At 56.2% G+C, this 16058-nt stretch carries 18 protein-coding genes and 1 other RNA gene; 15 read left to right on the top strand and 4 right to left on the bottom strand.

Annotated elements, in window-relative coordinates; all coding sequences use genetic code 11:
* Positions 1-46: 46 nt before the first annotated feature.
* From EGO56_RS03015 to EGO56_RS02970, 10 genes are all read left to right on the top strand, one after another.
* On the top strand, positions 47-1351 hold the full coding sequence (locus EGO56_RS03015) for an MFS transporter (protein WP_135907650.1): 1305 nt from the start codon (positions 47-49) through the stop codon (positions 1349-1351).
* An 86-nt stretch (positions 1352-1437) separates the two neighbouring features.
* Entirely contained in the window at positions 1438-2214 is a 777-nt protein-coding gene (gene exuR / locus EGO56_RS03010) for a transcriptional regulator ExuR (protein ID WP_061063451.1), read from the top strand.
* Between the two features lie 323 nt (positions 2215-2537).
* On the top strand, positions 2538-3212 hold the full coding sequence (locus EGO56_RS03005) for a DedA family protein (protein ID WP_003850219.1): 675 nt from the start codon (positions 2538-2540) through the stop codon (positions 3210-3212).
* Positions 3212-3559, top strand: coding sequence for an EnvZ/OmpR regulon moderator MzrA (mzrA, locus tag EGO56_RS03000; protein ID WP_013359131.1), 348 nt, complete (start codon positions 3212-3214; stop codon positions 3557-3559). The genes EGO56_RS03005 and mzrA overlap by 1 nt, the downstream gene beginning before the upstream one ends.
* Positions 3560-3749: 190 nt before the next feature.
* Positions 3750-4124, top strand: coding sequence for a DUF1090 domain-containing protein (locus EGO56_RS02995; protein ID WP_167493414.1), 375 nt, complete (start codon positions 3750-3752; stop codon positions 4122-4124).
* Positions 4125-4159: 35 nt separating this feature from the next.
* Complete coding sequence (locus tag EGO56_RS02990) at positions 4160-4465, top strand: ElaB/YgaM/YqjD family protein (RefSeq protein WP_033733985.1); 306 nt, start codon at positions 4160-4162, stop codon at positions 4463-4465.
* A 2-nt stretch (positions 4466-4467) separates the two neighbouring features.
* Entirely contained in the window at positions 4468-4863 is a 396-nt protein-coding gene (locus EGO56_RS02985; RefSeq protein ID WP_135907649.1) for a phage holin family protein, read from the top strand.
* The gene (locus EGO56_RS02980) at positions 4863-5147 is read left to right on the top strand and encodes a YqjK-like family protein (RefSeq protein ID WP_013359134.1); all 285 of its coding nucleotides are present in this window, start codon (positions 4863-4865) and stop codon (positions 5145-5147) included. Before EGO56_RS02985 ends, EGO56_RS02980 begins: the two co-directional genes overlap by 1 nt.
* 202 nt (positions 5148-5349) lie before the next feature.
* On the top strand, positions 5350-5760 hold the full coding sequence (locus tag EGO56_RS02975) for a DoxX family protein (protein ID WP_098052311.1): 411 nt from the start codon (positions 5350-5352) through the stop codon (positions 5758-5760).
* Positions 5761-5836: 76 nt separating this feature from the next.
* A complete protein-coding gene (locus EGO56_RS02970) occupies positions 5837-6811 on the top strand; it encodes a glutathione S-transferase family protein (RefSeq protein WP_135907648.1) in 975 nt (324 codons plus the stop codon).
* Between the two features lie 533 nt (positions 6812-7344).
* Here the strand turns inward: EGO56_RS02970 and rnpB are convergent.
* Positions 7345-7723, bottom strand: an RNA gene (rnpB, locus tag EGO56_RS02965) — RNase P RNA component class A.
* A 33-nt stretch (positions 7724-7756) separates the two neighbouring features.
* Complete coding sequence (rsmI, locus tag EGO56_RS02960) at positions 7757-8623, bottom strand: 16S rRNA (cytidine(1402)-2'-O)-methyltransferase (RefSeq protein WP_098052308.1); 867 nt, start codon at positions 8621-8623, stop codon at positions 7757-7759.
* 62 nt (positions 8624-8685) lie between these two features.
* Between rsmI and EGO56_RS02955 the strand changes: the two genes are divergently transcribed.
* From EGO56_RS02955 to dolP, 4 genes are read left to right on the top strand one after another with little or no spacing between them, the layout of a single operon-like run.
* Entirely contained in the window at positions 8686-10716 is a 2031-nt protein-coding gene (locus tag EGO56_RS02955) for a penicillin-binding protein activator (protein WP_135907647.1), read from the top strand.
* Positions 10674-11069 (top strand): YraN family protein, encoded by a 396-nt coding sequence (locus EGO56_RS02950; RefSeq protein WP_033784093.1) that lies wholly within the window; start codon positions 10674-10676, stop codon positions 11067-11069. Before EGO56_RS02955 ends, EGO56_RS02950 begins: the two co-directional genes overlap by 43 nt.
* Positions 11070-11083: 14 nt before the next feature.
* On the top strand, positions 11084-11671 hold the full coding sequence (diaA, locus tag EGO56_RS02945) for a DnaA initiator-associating protein DiaA (protein WP_003855538.1): 588 nt from the start codon (positions 11084-11086) through the stop codon (positions 11669-11671).
* 14 nt (positions 11672-11685) lie between these two features.
* On the top strand, positions 11686-12258 hold the full coding sequence (gene dolP / locus EGO56_RS02940; RefSeq protein ID WP_013359140.1) for a division/outer membrane stress-associated lipid-binding lipoprotein: 573 nt from the start codon (positions 11686-11688) through the stop codon (positions 12256-12258).
* 52 nt (positions 12259-12310) lie between these two features.
* Here the strand turns inward: dolP and EGO56_RS02935 are convergent, their stop codons facing one another.
* The gene (locus tag EGO56_RS02935; protein ID WP_135907646.1) at positions 12311-13015 is read right to left on the bottom strand and encodes a pirin family protein; all 705 of its coding nucleotides are present in this window, start codon (positions 13013-13015) and stop codon (positions 12311-12313) included.
* Positions 13016-13144: 129 nt separating this feature from the next.
* Between EGO56_RS02935 and EGO56_RS02930 the strand changes: the two genes are divergently transcribed.
* Complete coding sequence (locus tag EGO56_RS02930; RefSeq protein ID WP_013359142.1) at positions 13145-14044, top strand: LysR family transcriptional regulator; 900 nt, start codon at positions 13145-13147, stop codon at positions 14042-14044.
* Positions 14045-14066: 22 nt separating this feature from the next.
* Here EGO56_RS02930 and EGO56_RS02925 read toward each other — a convergent pair whose 3' ends face one another.
* Positions 14067-15977, bottom strand: a complete 1911-nt coding sequence (locus tag EGO56_RS02925) for a BglG family transcription antiterminator (protein ID WP_135907645.1) — start codon at positions 15975-15977, stop codon at positions 14067-14069.
* Positions 15978-16058: the final 81 nt, after the last annotated feature.

Raw genomic sequence — 16058 nt, 5'->3', positions numbered from 1 at the left:
ATAACAACAGCGGCAAGACCGCATACAGAACTGGAAGAGGTAGAGGATGCGTAAGATCAAAGGGTTACGCTGGTACATGATTGGACTGGTGACGATCGGCACAGTGTTGGGGTATCTGACCCGTAACACCATTGCCGTGGCGGCTCCGACATTAATGTCAGAGCTGCATATCACCACGCAGCAATACTCCTACATCATTGCGGCCTATTCAGCCTGCTACACGCTGATGCAACCGGTGGCAGGTTATGTGCTGGATCTTCTCGGCACCAAAGTCGGCTATGCCATGTTTGCCGTGTTATGGGCAATATTCTGTGCCGCAACCGCGATGGCAGGCAGCTGGGGCGGCCTGGCTCTGGCACGTGGCGCCGTCGGTGCGGCTGAAGCCGCGATGATTCCGGCTGGACTGAAGGCAAGCAGTGAGTGGTTCCCGGCCAAAGAGCGTTCCGTCGCAGTGGGTTATTTTAATGTCGGTTCGTCTATCGGGGCGATGCTGGCTCCGCCGCTGGTGGTCTGGGCGATCGTGGCGCACAGCTGGCAGATGGCCTTTATCATGACCGGCGTGCTGAGCATGGCCTGGGCGCTCTGCTGGCTGGTGTTTTACAAGCACCCGAAACAGCAGACGAAGCTGAGCGATGAAGAGCGCGACTATATTCTCTCCGGTCAGGAAGCGCAGCATCAGACCGGCAACACCCGCAAAATGTCGGCCCTGCAGATTATCCGTAACCGCCAGTTCTGGGGCATTGCCCTGCCGCGTTTTCTGGCAGAACCGGCATGGGGAACCTTTAACGCCTGGATCCCACTGTTCATGTTTAAGGTGTACGGCTTCAACCTGAAAGAGATTGCGATGTTCGCCTGGATGCCGATGCTGTTCGCAGACTTCGGCTGCATTCTGGGTGGCTATCTGTCGCCGCTGTTTCAGCGCTGGTTTGGCGTTAACCTGATTGTCTCCCGCAAGATGGTGGTGACGATGGGTGCGGTGTTAATGATTGCGCCGGGCACCATCGGCCTGTTTACCAGTCCCTATATCGCCATTGGTCTACTGTGCGTCGGCGGCTTTGCGCATCAGGCCCTCTCTGGCGCACTGATCACCCTGTCGTCAGACGTTTTCGGCCGCAACGAAGTTGCGACAGCTAATGGTTTAACCGGCATGGCCGCCTGGACCGCCAGCACTATGTTTGCGCTGGTTGTCGGCGCCCTGGCCGATACGCTGGGCTTCAGCCCGCTGTTTGCCGCACTGGCGGTGTTTGATCTGCTGGGTGCCGTAGTTATCTGGACGGTCCTGAAAAATAAACCGATTTCAGAGCTGAATACTGAAGCGGTTATTCCTCAGGCCAGCGTTGTTAGCAGTTAAACTGCCGGGCTGGCTGATGTCAGCCCATTTCCTCGCACGCCCTGAAGTGGTATAACAACTTATCTGTCTGCTACCAGGATTGTGCTATGGACATCACTGAATCCCGTCGACTCTATCAACAGCTGGCCAGCGAGCTGAAAAGCCGCATCGAAACCGGAATCTATCCGGTAGGTGACAAACTGCCTGCTGAGCGCCTGATTGCCGAAGAGATGGAAGTGAGCCGCACCGTCGTCCGCGAAGCGATCATCATGCTGGAAGTGGAAGGCTATGTTGAGGTCCGTAAAGGTTCAGGCATTCACGTGATTGCCAGCCAGCAGCAGAATCGTATCTCACCCACCAGCAGCCAGCTGGAGTTTGCCACCTTTGGTCCGTTTGAATTACTTCAGGCGCGCCAGCTGATTGAGAGTAACGTGGCGGAATTCGCTGCCACCCAGGTAACGCGTCAGGACATTATCGATCTGATGGCGATACAGGAAAAAGCCCGCCAGGAGGATCATTTCCGCGACTCCGAGTGGGACATGCAGTTTCATGTGCGTATTGCGCAATCCACCCAGAACAGCGCCTTAGCCGCCATCGTTGAAAAAATGTGGCTGCATCGTCTGCACAATCCCTACTGGCTTAAACTTCACGAACACATCGACCAGCGCAGCATTCTCAGCTGGTGCGACGACCACGATCAGATTCTTAAAGCCCTGATGCGTAAAGATCCCGCCGCCAGCAAACTGGCGATGTGGCAACATCTGGAAAATACTAAACAGATGCTGTTTAACGCGACGGCGGATGATTTTGAATTTAACGTGGATCGTTACATGTTTGGTGAAAATCCGGTCATCCTGCCTGATGGGTCCAATAACGCCCGCTAAACGTGCCTGAAAACACCCTGAGATGGTCAGTTAATCTGCAATAGTGTCAGGTCATGTAAAGCTCCTTTTTACACGCCGTTTCACAAGGTAAAACTCCTGTTCGCCAGAGAGTTTTCCTGTCTCAGACAGGCGATTTTTGTTACAGTTATCGCCCTTTTATTACCCTTTGCGACAGGGTTTTATAAAGTCGCTGATTTAACAATCAATTCTGGAAGGATCCGGAAAACCCCGCCCAGGCTGCGCTCCTAAAATTTATAACGAAATGCCGGTCTGCGTTTAAGTCCCTGTGGGACATGTTTAACAATGATGTTCAGGAATGATTGATGGATATTTTGCAAGCGTTGCTGCATGCCCTGTGGCAACAGGACTACGAAACCCTCTCCGACCCCACGCTGGTATGGGCCATTTACGGCGTGCTGTTCATGATTTTGTTTTTAGAAAATGGCCTGCTTCCTGCCGCATTTCTGCCGGGTGACAGTCTGCTGATTCTGGTCGGCGTTCTGATTGCCAAAGGCACCATGAGCTTCCCGTTAACGATTCTGGTTTTAACCACCGGAGCCAGCCTTGGCTGCTGGGTGAGCTACATTCAGGGACGCTGGCTGGGCAATACGCCTACGGTACAGAAATGGCTTTCTCACCTTCCCGCCCAGTATCATCTGCGGGCGCACAGTATGTTCCACCGTCACGGCTTATCTGCCCTGTTGATTGGCCGCTTTATCGCCTTTGTGCGAACGCTGCTGCCGACCATCGCCGGGTTATCAGGCCTCAGCAATGCCCGCTTTCAGTTCTTTAACTGGGTAAGTGCTTTCCTCTGGGTAGTCATTCTGACCGTTATCGGCTTTGCGCTGGGTAAAACCCCCATTTTCCGTCGTTATGAAGATGAGATGATGTTCTTCCTGATGATGCTGCCGCTGGCGCTGCTGGTCTTTGGCCTGGTGGGGTCGCTGGTCGTGTTATGGCGTAAGCGTCAGGCGAATCAGAACGGGAAAGCCGAGTAATGAAACTGCTGCAGGCTATTCCTAAACGGTGGATACCGTGGTTGATTGCTGGCGCGCTTGCGCTGACCGCGCTTTGTGTGGTTCCTCCTCTGATGCAGCACGAGACAGTGGTGCAGATTCGGGTTTCTCATGCTGGCGCAACGCTGCCTGATGGCTTTTATCTCTATCAGCAATTAAGCGCGCAGGGGATCCGTATCAAAAGCATCACGCCTGCGGGTGACGCACTAATCATCCATTTTGACAGCGAAGAGCAGAGCCTGGCGGCGCAAAAAGTATTACGCCGCCTGCTGCCACAGGGCTTTATCGTCGCCCAGCACGATCACGCTCAGCACCTCTCTCTGGCGTAATCTGACCCTCTCTTTGCTTTCAGACCGCCGCGGCAGGATGTGGTGGTCTGAAAGGCTCTCTATCTCCCGGTCTTCTTTGAACTTTTTACTATCGGTGTCTATGCTTAACCGAGAGTCGATTTTCAGCACCTGCAGGCATAAGGCCTGACGCGTGATGACGAATCAGGTCGCAATGGAAGGTTCAGGACCGATGAAATATCAAGTATTACTGGGCGTCGCGCTGCTTTCGCTGTCGGGTTCGCTGTTGGCAGCAGAATCGCTTTGTGAACAGAAAGAACAGGATATTCAGCGTGAAATCGGGATGGCGCAGAAGCATAACAACCAGCGCCGGGTTAACGGCCTGGAGCGCGCGCTGACCGAAGTCCGGGCGGACTGCAGCGATAAAAAGCTGGAAGCCGCCCATCTTGAAAGAATTAATGCTCAGAAGCAGAAAGTAGCTGAGCGTGAGCACGCACTCAGGGAAGAGCGTGAAAAGGGCCATGACAGGGAGAAGATTGCCAAACGACAACAAAAACTGGATGAAGCGCGCCGGGAGCTGAAAAAGTTACAGGCGGAGCCCTATTAATCGGAATTAACCAACTGATGTTAAAGGAGTATTTTATGTCTAAAGACACATCATCGGAACATTTGCGTGCTGAACTGAAAAACCTTGCCGACACCCTGGAAGAAGTGCTGAGCAGCAGCACCGAAAAATCCAAAGGCGAGCTGGATAAACTTCGCAGTAAAGCGCGTGATGCGCTGGACAGCTCACGCGAGCGTCTGGGCGAATCAGGCGAGCGCATCGCAGCGACTACGCGCGAAGCGGCGCAGAAAGCCGAAGGCTACGTGCGTGAGAATCCATGGCATGGTGTGGGTATCGGTGCAGCGATTGGCGTCGCACTCGGCATGCTCATTTCGCGTCGCTAACCATGGCCGGCACACAGCAGAACCACGGCCCGGCTAAAGGGGTCATTAACATCGGCCAGCGTATCGTTACCACGCTGGTTGGCATGGTTGAGACACGCGTTCGTCTGGCAGTAGTGGAACTGGAGCATGAGAAAGCGAATCTGATACAGATGCTGTTGATGATTGGCCTGACAATGCTGTTCACTGCATTTGGTCTGATGAGCCTGATGGTCCTGATCATCTGGGCAGTCGATGCACAATATCGTCTGATGGCGATTGGCATCACGACCGGTACGCTGTTTTTGCTGGCGGTTATTTTCGGGCTCTGGACGCTTCACAAATCACGTCAGTCCACGCTGTTGCGCCACACGCGCAAAGAGCTGGAAACAGACCGTAATTTGCTTGAGGACCAGCGCTGATGAGCCGCCGCGAGCGTGAAGAACGCATCCATGAACTGCTTAAGCATGTGCAGCAGCAGCGGCTGGATTTAAGCGCTGCGCGGCGTGACTGGCTGGAAGGCACCGCCCACTACGATCGCGGCTGGTTTACTTTCCTCAGCTTACGTCGTTACCTGGCCATTGGCAGCAGCGCGCTGGCCGTTTACTCCATTCGCAGTCCGAGCAAGCTGCTGCGCTGGGCGAAGCGGGGATTCGGTGCCTGGAGCACCTGGCGCATGATCAAGTCTGCTATGCCCCCGCGTTAATCCTGCTTAAAGCCGGTCCTGAAAAGGCCGGCTTTTCTTCTTCAGAATTTCTGAAGAACACTGACAGTATATCTCGCTTACAACCTTTCCACGCCGCGATTATCATCTCCAGCTATCAACCCAATGAATGCAGAACTGCTTTCAGCGGGCATAAACCCTGCGGGCAGTCTGCCCTGCATCCCTGATAGCGCTGGAGTAAATGATGAAAAAATTCGAAGACGTTGGTTTGTTAGTGGCTCGTATCCTGATGCCAATCCTGTTCATTACGGCCGGCTGGGGCAAAATCACCGGTTATGCAGGTACTCAGCAATATATGGAAGCGATGGGCGTCCCTGGCTTTATGCTGCCGCTGGTTATCCTGCTGGAGTTTGGCGGCGGTCTGGCCATCCTGTTTGGTTTCCTGACCCGTTTTACTGCCCTGTTCACTGCCGGCTTTACCATCCTGACCGCGTTTCTGTTTCACAGTAACTTCGCCGAAGGCGTAAACCAGCTGATGTTCATGAAGAACCTCTCTATCGCAGGTGGTTTCCTGGTGTTGGGTCTGGTCGGCCCGGGTGCATACAGCCTTGATCGCCTGATCAGCAAAAGAAAACCACAGGCGATTACGCGCTAATCTCACATAAAGCGTATTGCCACATATACTTAACAGGGCGGGGACATTTCTCCGCCCTGTTTGCATTGGAGCCATTATGGGACAGTTAATTGACGGTGTCTGGCATGACACCTGGTACGACACCAAATCTACCGGTGGACGTTTCAAGCGTTCAGAGTCGGCTTTTCGCAACTGGGTAACGCCGGATGGCAGCGCCGGTCCGTCAGGTAAAGCAGGATTTGCCGCTGAGCGCGATCGCTATCATCTTTATGTCTCGCTGGCCTGCCCCTGGGCGCACCGCACGCTGCTGATGCGCCAGCTGAAAGGTCTGGACAGCATGATCGATGTCTCCGTAGTGCATCCACTGATGCTGGAGAATGGCTGGACGTTCGATGACACCTTTCAGGATGCGACCGGCGATAAGCTCTACCAGAACGAGTTCCTTTATCAGCTCTATCTGCACGCCGATCCGCAATACAGCGGGCGTGTCACCGTGCCGGTATTGTGGGACAAGCAGCAGAACACCATCGTCAGCAATGAGTCGGCAGATATCATCCGCATGTTCAACAGTGCGTTTGATGCGGTGGGCGCCCGTGCCGGTGACTACTATCCCGTTGCGCTGCGTGAAAAGATTGATGAGCTGAATGGCTGGATCTACGACACCGTGAATAATGGCGTCTATAAGTCGGGCTTCGCCACGTCGCAATCCGCGTACGATGAGGCCGTCACTGCGCTGTTTCATTCGCTGTCGCGCCTGGAGCAGATCCTGGGCCAGCATCGCTATCTCACCGGCGATCAGCTGACCGAAGCGGATCTGCGGTTGTGGACCACGCTGGTGCGCTTTGATCCGGTCTATGTGACCCACTTCAAATGCGATCGTCACCGGATCGGTGACTACAGAAACCTCAGCGGTTTCCTGCGTGATATCTATCAGATGCCGGGCATTGCGGAGACGGTCAATCTGCCGCATATCCGTCATCACTACTACTGCAGCCACAAGACCATCAACCCGAGCGGTGTCATTTCGCTGGGCCCGGCGTTTGACTGGGATGAGCCGCACGGCCGCGGTTAAATGTTGTTAGCGCCACAAAGCAAAAACCCCGCCGAAGCGGGGTTTTGGTAAAAAGTCGAAGCTGACCATTGAGCCGCATTCTTTTCATAGAGAGCGTCGTGGACAGTCATTCATCGCTGTCCGCACAGAACTTATAAAGCAAAAACCCCGCCGAAGCGGGGTTTTGGTAAAAAGTCGAAGCTGACCATTAAGCCGCATTCTTTTCATAGAGAGCGTCGTGGACAGTCATTCATCGCTGTCCGCACAGAACTTATAAAGCAAAAACCCCGCCTAAGCGGGGTTTCTGGTAAAAAGTCGACGCTGACCATTAAGCCGCATTCTTTTCATAGAGAGCGTCGTGGACAGTCATTCATCGCTGTCCGCATCAAGCCCACAAAAGCAAAAACCCCGCCAAAGCGGGGTTTTCAGTAAAAAATCGACGCTGACCGTTAAGCCGCGTTCTTTTCATAGAGAGCGTCGTGGACAGTCATTCATCGCTGTTTGCACAGAGCTTATAAAGCAAAAACCCCGCCGAAGCGGGGTTTCTGGTAAAAAGTCGAAGCTGACCGTTAAGCCGGGTTCTGTCGTGGACAGTCATTCATCTAGGCCAGCAATCGCTCACTGGCTCAAGCAGCCTACCCGGGTTCAGTACGGGCCGTACCTTGTGAACCCCTATTTGGCCTTGCTCCGGGTGGAGTTTACCGTGCCACGAACTGTTGCCAGTCGCGCGGTGCGCTCTTACCGCACCCTTTCACCCTTACCTGATCCCATTTCTGGGCCATCGGCGGTTTGCTCTCTGTTGCACTGGTCGTAGGCTTGCGCCTCCCAGGCGTTACCTGGCACCCTGCCCTATGGAGCCCGGACTTTCCTCCCCTCTGCCCGTCTCCCCACAAGTGAGGACGACGACAAAGCGGCGACTGTCTGGTCAGCTTCGGCGCGGGATAATAGGACATTCGCCGGCGTTTGTCACGCCTCTTGCTGCTCCAGCGCATACTTATAAAGGGCATTTTTCTTCACGCTGTGGATCTCAGCGGTCAGCGCAGCCGCGCGTTTTAGCGGCAGCTCTTTTTGCAGCAGCGCCAGCGTACGCAGCGCATCGGCCGGTAACGCGTCTTCGTCATCGACCTTGTGCCCTTCAACAATCAGCACCATTTCGCCTTTGCGACGATTCTCATCTTCTTTCACCCAGGCCAGCAGTTCGCCAACCGGTGCACCGTAAATTGACTCCCAGGTCTTGGTCAGCTCGCGCGCCAGCACGACGTAGCGTTCAGCCCCCAGCTCACTCACCATATCCTGAAGACTGTCGATCAGACGATGGGTCGATTCATAAAAAATCAGCGTGCGTGGCTCCTGCACCAGTGCCCGCAGCGCATCGCAGCGGCCTTTGGTTTTGGCGGGCAGAAACCCTTCGTAACAGAAACGATCGGATGGCAGTCCTGCCGCACTTAACGCGGCAATGGCAGCACAGGCACCGGGCAGCGGCACCACACGAATACCCGCTTCACGGCAGCGACGCACCAGATGGTAGCCCGGATCGTTGATCAGCGGCGTGCCAGCATCGGAAACTAAGGCTATGCTTTGACCCTCCTGCAGCTTCGTTAACAGCAGTTCAGCCTTGTGCTGCTCGTTGTGGTCATGAAGTGAGAAGAGTCGCGCATTGATGGCGAAATGTTGTAGCAACAGCCCGGTATGACGTGTATCTTCCGCAGCGACCAGATCGACGCTCGAAAGCACCGTCAGCGCCCGCTGGGTGATATCACCCAAATTACCAATCGGGGTTGGAACGATGTAGAGCGTGCTGGCAGAAATCTCTGCCCGATCGAGTTGTTTCATTGTTTCATCCGAATTGCCGATTTAATATTGAGCATCTTGAAAAAAACATCACTGGATACAGTATGCTTCCTTCAAAAGTCGTTCGTCATAAAGCAGGACGCTTTCTGCCTGTCATTCTTGCTGGGCTGATTTTAGCCGCATGTAGCGGTCAGGGGCCGCAAACCTCAACCGTCAATATTCAGGGGCCAGTCACCGCCAGCTCCGCTTACTATCTGCAGCAAGCGCAGCAAAGCAGCGATGATAGCAAGACCGACTGGCAATTACTCGCAATCCGCGCCCTGTTGAAGGAAGGAAAGTATCCTGAGGCGACCCAGCAACTGAGCCAGTTGCCGCAGCAGCTCTCTGAGACGCAGCAACAGGAATCGCTGCTGCTGAAAGCGCAATTACTGATTTCACAGCAGAAAACCAAAGAGGCTGAACCCCTGTTAGCACAGGTGAAAACCGGTTCGCTGTCGCAGGATCAGCTGGCGCGTTATTACAGCCTGCAGATCGCCAGCGCACAGGGTCGCCCTTCACTCTCACTGCTGCGCACCTATATTGCGCAGGAGCCGCTGCTGAAAGGCACCGATCATCAGGCCAACATTGACGCCACCTGGCAGACACTGACGCAGATGTCGCCGCAGGAGGCCAGCAACCTGGTGATTAATGCCGACGAAAATGTGCTGCAGGGCTGGCTCGATCTGCTCGCGGTCTGGCGCGCCAACGCGCAGGATGCGGAGATGCTGAAGTCAGGCATCAAAGACTGGCAGACCCGCTATCCACAGAACCCGGCGGCCAAAACGCTGCCGACGCAGCTGAGCCAGATGCAGAACTACACCAAAGCCTCTACCAGCATTATCGCGCTGCTGCTGCCGCTGAACGGCCAGGCGCAGGTGTTCGCGAATGCGATTCAGAAAGGCTTTAACGACGCGAAGAACGGCGTCTCCGTACCGGTCGCGCAGCCAGCTGCTGCCCAGCCTGCCGCTGCAGATGCGACGGCCAGCACGCAACCTGCCGCTGCCGCGGGATCGGCTGCCGATCCCATCAGCGCGCCGCAGCAGTCTGCTGACACCACAACCCAACCTCAGTCACAGCCCCAGTCTCAGCCTGCTGCAGCCGCACCGGCCAGCAACGCCCAGATTAAGGTCTATGACACCAGCAGCCAGCCGATTGAGCAGGTGATGCAGCAGGCACAGCAGGATGGCGCGACTATCGTGGTCGGCCCGCTGCTGAAGAGCAACGTTGAGAAGGTCGCCAACAGCCAGACGCCACTGAACGTGCTGGCGCTCAATGAGCCTGAGAAGATCCAGAACCATCCGAATATCTGTTACTTTGCGCTTTCTCCTGAAGACGAAGCGCGCGATGCCGCGCACCATATCTGGGATCAGGGCAAACGCCAGCCGCTGTTGCTGGTGCCGCGCAGCGGACTGGGCGATCGTGTGACCAACGCCTTTGCTCAGGAGTGGCAGACGCTGGGTGGCAGCACGGTCATGCAGCAGCGCTTTGGCTCGACCTCTGAGCTGAAACAGGGCATCAACAGCGGTGCAGGTATCAGCTTATCAGGTACGCCGGTGAATGCTGCACCTGCCGAGCCGCAGGGCGTTTCGATTGCGGGCCTGACCATTCCGGCACCGCAACAGAGCACGCCAGATGTGGTCAGCACCAGCAGCGGTGGCGGCGTCGATGCGGTCTACATCGTCTCCACGCAGGATGAACTGCAGCTGATCAAGCCTATGATTGCCATGCGCACCGGCAGCCGCAGCAACATCTCGCTCTACGCCAGCTCGCGCAGCGCGCAGGCGGGTGCCGGCCCGGACTTCCGTCTGGAAATGGATGGCCTGCAGTTCAGCGATATTCCGCTGCTCTCCGGCAGCAACCCTGGCCTGATGCAGCAGACCTCGAAGTCATTCAATAATGACTACTCGCTGGTGCGCCTCTATGCCATGGGTATGGATGCCTGGACGCTGGCGAATCACTTTAACCAGATGCGTCAGTCACCAGGCTTCACGCTGGATGGCAACACCGGCAAGCTCAGCGCCGACACGGATTGTGTGATCAACAGGAAGTTGACATGGAACCAGTATCGTCGGGGCGAAATCGCACCGGCCAATTAAATCGCCGTCAGATTGGTGCCGGGCATGAAGAAGATGCCCGGCGCTATCTGGAGCAGGCAGGCCTGATATGGGTCGCCAGCAATGTTCACTTTCGCAATGGTGAACTTGACCTGATTATGCGTGACGGGCACTGTTGGGTGTTTGTTGAAGTCCGCTACCGGCGCGATGCGCGTTATGGTGGCGCACTTGCCAGCGTTACCCGGAATAAACAACAAAAGCTGCTGCGCGCTGCCGCTCTCTGGCTGGCGCAACGCGGCGGCAGTTTTGAAACAGTGAATTGCCGTTTCGACATCATCGCCATTACCGGCACGGCGCTCGAGTGGCTGCCGAATGCCTTTAATGCAGACGTTTAGAACCAGGTGGTCGTGTGCAGGAAAGAATTAAAGCGTGTTTTACCGAAAGTATTCAAACCCAGATTGCCGCAGCCGAGGCGTTGCCCGATGCTATCTCGCGCGCGGCCATGACGCTGGTGCAGTCGCTACTGAATGGCAATAAAATCCTGAGCTGTGGTAACGGTGCTTCATCCGCCAATGCCCAGCACTTCGCCGCCAGCATGATCAACCGTTTTGAGACCGAACGCCCCAGCTTACCGGCGCTGGCCTTAAGTGCAGACAACGTGATGCTGACCGCGATTGGTAACGACCGTCTGCATGATGAAATCTATGCCAAGCAGGTACGCGCACTGGGACACGCAGGCGATGTGTTACTGGCTATCTCAACCCGGGGCAACACCCGCGACATCGTTAAGGCGGTAGAAGCGGCGGTAACACGCGATATGACTATCGTTGCGCTTACCGGGTATGATGGCGGAGAGCTCGCCGGACTGCTGGGTCCGCAGGATGTGGAAATCCGCATTCCGTCGCACCGCAGCGCGCGTATTCAGGAGATGCATATGCTCACCGTTAATTGCTTATGCGATCTGATCGATAACACTCTCTTTCCCCATCAGGAATGACCGAAGGAGCACGAATGAAAGCATTGAATGCTATAGCTATTCTGTTAACCGCCATGTTGCTGCAGGGCTGTGTTGCGGTTGTGGCTGGCGGCGCAGCGGTTGCCACCAAAACGGCGACCGATCCTCGCTCGGTAGGGACGCAGGTTGATGACGGCACCCTGGAGCTGCGCGTCACTAACGCGCTGGCAAAAGATCAGCAGATTAAAACCGATGCCCGCGTCATCGCCACGGCTTATCAGGGCAAAGTGCTGCTGACAGGCCAGGCACCTTCGCAGGAGATCGCCAATCGTGCCAAACAGATCACCATGGGCGTTGATGGCGCAACCGAGGTCTACAACGAGATCCGCATCGGCCAGAAAGTGACGCTGGGCACCACGTCCTCCGACACCTGGATCACCACCAAAATCCGCTCGCAGCTGCTGGGCAGCGATCAGGTGAAATCCTCCAACGTGAAGGTGACGACCGAGAATGGCGAAGTGTTCCTGCTGGGTCTGGTGACGCAACAGGAAGCGCAGGCCGCGGCCGATGTTGCCAGCCGCGTCAGTGGCGTGAAGCACGTCACCACCGCCTTTACCATGCTGAAGTAACACACTAAAACGCAAAAAGGCGGCCCTGGCCGCCTTTTTTATTGCCCGATTTTCAGACCGGAATATCGATAACCAGCGCGCGGGTCGCGGTTTTTGCAGTCAGCTGCAACTGCTTCTCTTCCTGCAAAAAGGCACCATCACCACAGCCCAGCTTCTCCTGATGGTCCGTGCCGGACATCGCCTCCAGCGAACCGTGAATCGACTGCAGGTAGGCTCGTGGCCCCTGTATCGGCAGCGAGTAATGTTCGCCCGGTGCCAGCTCGACCTGATGGATCCACACCTGCTGACGCAGTTGCAGGCTGTCGTCCACGCCATCCGGCGAAGCAATCAACTGAGACACGCGGCCTTCCGTCAGGGCTATTTTCTGCATCCGCGGATTTTCGCGCTCCGGACAGGCCGCCAGCCAGAGCTGCATGCGCGTCAGCGGGCGATCTTTGCTCAGGTTAATTTCGGTGTAACTCACTCCGGGCTGAGCAGAGAGCAGCAGCGCTTCCCCTTCCCGCACGCTGATGGTGTTGCCTTCACTGTCGCGATATTCGGCTTCACCCTGCAGCACGATGTTCAGCACATCGACCTGAGGATAAGTGCGCGGCTGAAAAGCGGCACCCGGCGCCAGCACTTCCTGGTTCAGTACGCGCAGCGACGCGTAACCCATCAGTTTGGGATCAAAATAGTGGCCAAAAGAGAAACTGTAGCGGCCCTGTAACCAGCCGAAATCGGCCTGACCACAGGCGGACGCACTGCGTGTCGTTATCATTATTTACCTCCGGCATCCGGTGACGAGGATCGGCCACGGACTTTATGCACCCATGGTAAAAGTCTGGACGCCGGATTGTTAGCCAGTTAATCTGCCCGGCATGTTCAAATTTCCTGACAGAGAACCGGGATGGCTAAAGAGCGTGCGTTAACCCTTGAATCGTTACGCGTTATGGATGCGATTGATCGGCGTGGCAGTTTTGCAGCAGCAGCAGATGAGCTGGGGCGCGTGCCTTCCGCCCTCAGCTACACCATGCAGAAGCTGGAAGAGGAGCTGGATGTGGTGCTGTTTGACCGCTCCGGTCACCGTACCAAATTTACCAACGTGGGACGCATGCTGCTGGAGCGTGGCCGGGTACTGCTGGAAGCGGCCGACAAGCTCACCACCGATGCGGAAGCGCTGGCGCGTGGCTGGGAAACCCATCTGACCATTGTTACCGAAGCGCTGGTGCCCATTGATGCACTCTTTCCGCTGGTGACCCGTCTGGCCGACAAAGCCAACACGCAGTTTTCGCTGGTGACGGAAGTGCTGGCGGGCGCATGGGAACGACTGGAACAGGGCCGCGCCGATATCGTGATTGCCCCCGATATGCATTTCCGCGCCTCCACCGAGATCAATACCCGCAAGCTCTACACCATGATGAGCGTCTACGTCGCCAGTGCGGATCATCCGATTCATAACGAGCCGGAACCGCAGTCTGAAGTGACGCGGGTGAAATACCGTGGCATTGCGGTCGCGGATACTGCGCGCGAGCGTCCGGTGCTGACCGTGCAGTTGCTGGATAAGCAGCAGCGCCTGACCGTGAGCAGCATGGACGACAAGCGCCGTGCGCTGCTGGCGGGCCTGGGCGTGGCAACCATGCCCTATTCATTAGTCGAGCAGGATATTGCCGAAGGCCGCCTGCGGGTAGTGAGTCCGGAGTATACCCGCGAGGTCGATATTATTATGGCGTGGCGACGTGACAGCATGGGCGAAGCCAAATCCTGGTGTCTGCGCGAGATCCCGCGCCTGCTGGCGAAGAAAAACTAAGTATCATGGTTTCAGGGCGAAGCTAAGACCGGCTCAGGCAATCCATCGCCACCGCCCTGAAGCTGTTGAAATCGCTGCTGTCCCGCAGGCGGGTCATCGCCCGTTCACGCAGGAACGTCACAAACAGATCGTATATCGCCATTGCCTCTTCATACTCACTTTTGCTGATGGCCAGCAGGAAGATGACATAGGCGGTATCGTCGCCCCAGGGAATGCCGTGCGGTGCCAGCACGGTATAGACCACGGTTTTCTTTGCCAGCAGTCCCAGCGAGTGCGGCAGTGCGATCCCTTCGCCAAGCATGGTGCTGACAATCGCTTCACGCTCTTCAACCGACGGACAGAACGCCGCATCCACAAAGCCCTCCTCCTGCAGCTGATCGCACAGCTGACGAAACAGTTCAGACTGGGTCATCGGCTTGTCGACAATATGGAAGTGCTGGGCATCAAAAAATTTCGCCAACATGTAAGGCCGGGTCCGGTCAACCAGCACCAGCTTGCCAATCTGCTCCAGCTGAAAACCGGTGGGAAACGGTGACATCACCACCACCGGTTTCTCTTTTTCACTGAGCCGGATGGTCGAGATAACAAAATCTTCGTCGATACGGCTGCGCGCCTCATATTCGCGCTGTGACAGGCGCGCCGTGACCTGTAACTGCGGGTATTTACGCAGCAGCATTGCCTCAATCATGCGCAGCGTAGAGTTACCGCTGTCGCACACCAGCAGCACCTGCGGATGGCGCTGATAGCCGACGTCATAGTGGCGCTCCAGCCCGACGCCAATATGCAGCACCAGAAAGCCGATCTCATTCTCGGAGATAACATACGGGGTATATTTCCCCCAGCTGGTTACCGCCGCTAAGGTGACATCGTAGGCCATCGGATAGTGCTGCTTGATGTTGCTGAGCAGCGGGTTGGGAATGTGGATCTGATAGCGCACCCGGGTAATCATGGTTTTGATGTGGGTGAGCAGATCGGCACGCAGCTGCTGATCGTTTTGCAGATTGAAGTTGTAGTGGGTGTTAATAAAGCTGAGCAGGTAATCCACCAGCGCGTCGGCGTCATCGGCATTAATAGCGCTGGGGGCGATCGCCTGAATGCGCCGCGCCGCGATATTGACCCGCAGCCAGTTCTCTTCCGCCGGTGAAATCGGTTTGCTGACCAGCGGGCGCATCAGATTAATCAGCTGATGTGCCGCTTCACGCACCTCATCACCAATCTCCTCGGCTCCCGGATCGTTTAGCGGATAGCCTTCACTGATGCGACGCACCGCCACGGCACAGTAAAGCCGCAGATAGCGCTCGCCCTCATCGCTGAGGCGAATATTGTGCTGGGCAAAGCAGTTTTGCAGCAGCGGGCGCAGCGTCTCCAGCATGCCGCTGTTCAGCGCTTCAATCGTCAGCAGCGGACTCTCCGGCTGCGCCTGATCGATTTGCCATAACAGATCGGTCAGGCAGGTCCGAATCGCCACTTCGCTGCCGAACAGCTTCATGCCGTAGTGTGGCTTGCTCTCAATAGTGAGGTGATAGCGCCCCAGCCATTCGCGGACTTCTGCCATATCATTCTGCAGGGTGGCGCGGCTGACAAACCACTCTTCGGCCAGCTCTTCAAGTTTCAGCGAATAGGCCGCAGTGAGAAAGCGGGTCAGCAGGTAGCGAACCCGGTCTGGCGAGGTGCGTGGCACCCGCAGTGGCGACGCGGTGTGCTGCTGCAGATGCTGAAAGCGCTGAGCATCCTCAATCTTCAGCTGATAGCCCGCGCCACGGCTCAGGATAAACTGCGCGCCATGCTCTGCCAGCAGCGCATTCAGCGCCGTGATATCGGTGCGCACGGTGCGGGTCGAGACGGCAAAACGCCGCGCCAGCTCATCCTGAGGCAGCGTTTCGTTTTGCAGGGCATCGAACAGTTGCGCAAGGCGCTGATTGGGAAATCTCACAAGCGTTACCTGTTTGCAGACAGAAAGTGGGAACATCAGCCTACGGCGATCGTCACACAACGTCCATGTTGCGCGATCGGC

It is taken from the genome of Pantoea vagans (assembly GCF_004792415.1).
Taxonomy (GTDB): Bacteria; Pseudomonadota; Gammaproteobacteria; order Enterobacterales; family Enterobacteriaceae; genus Pantoea; species Pantoea vagans.
Note: the sequence above shows the minus strand (reverse complement) of the source record. Positions and strands in the feature narration are given on the sequence as shown.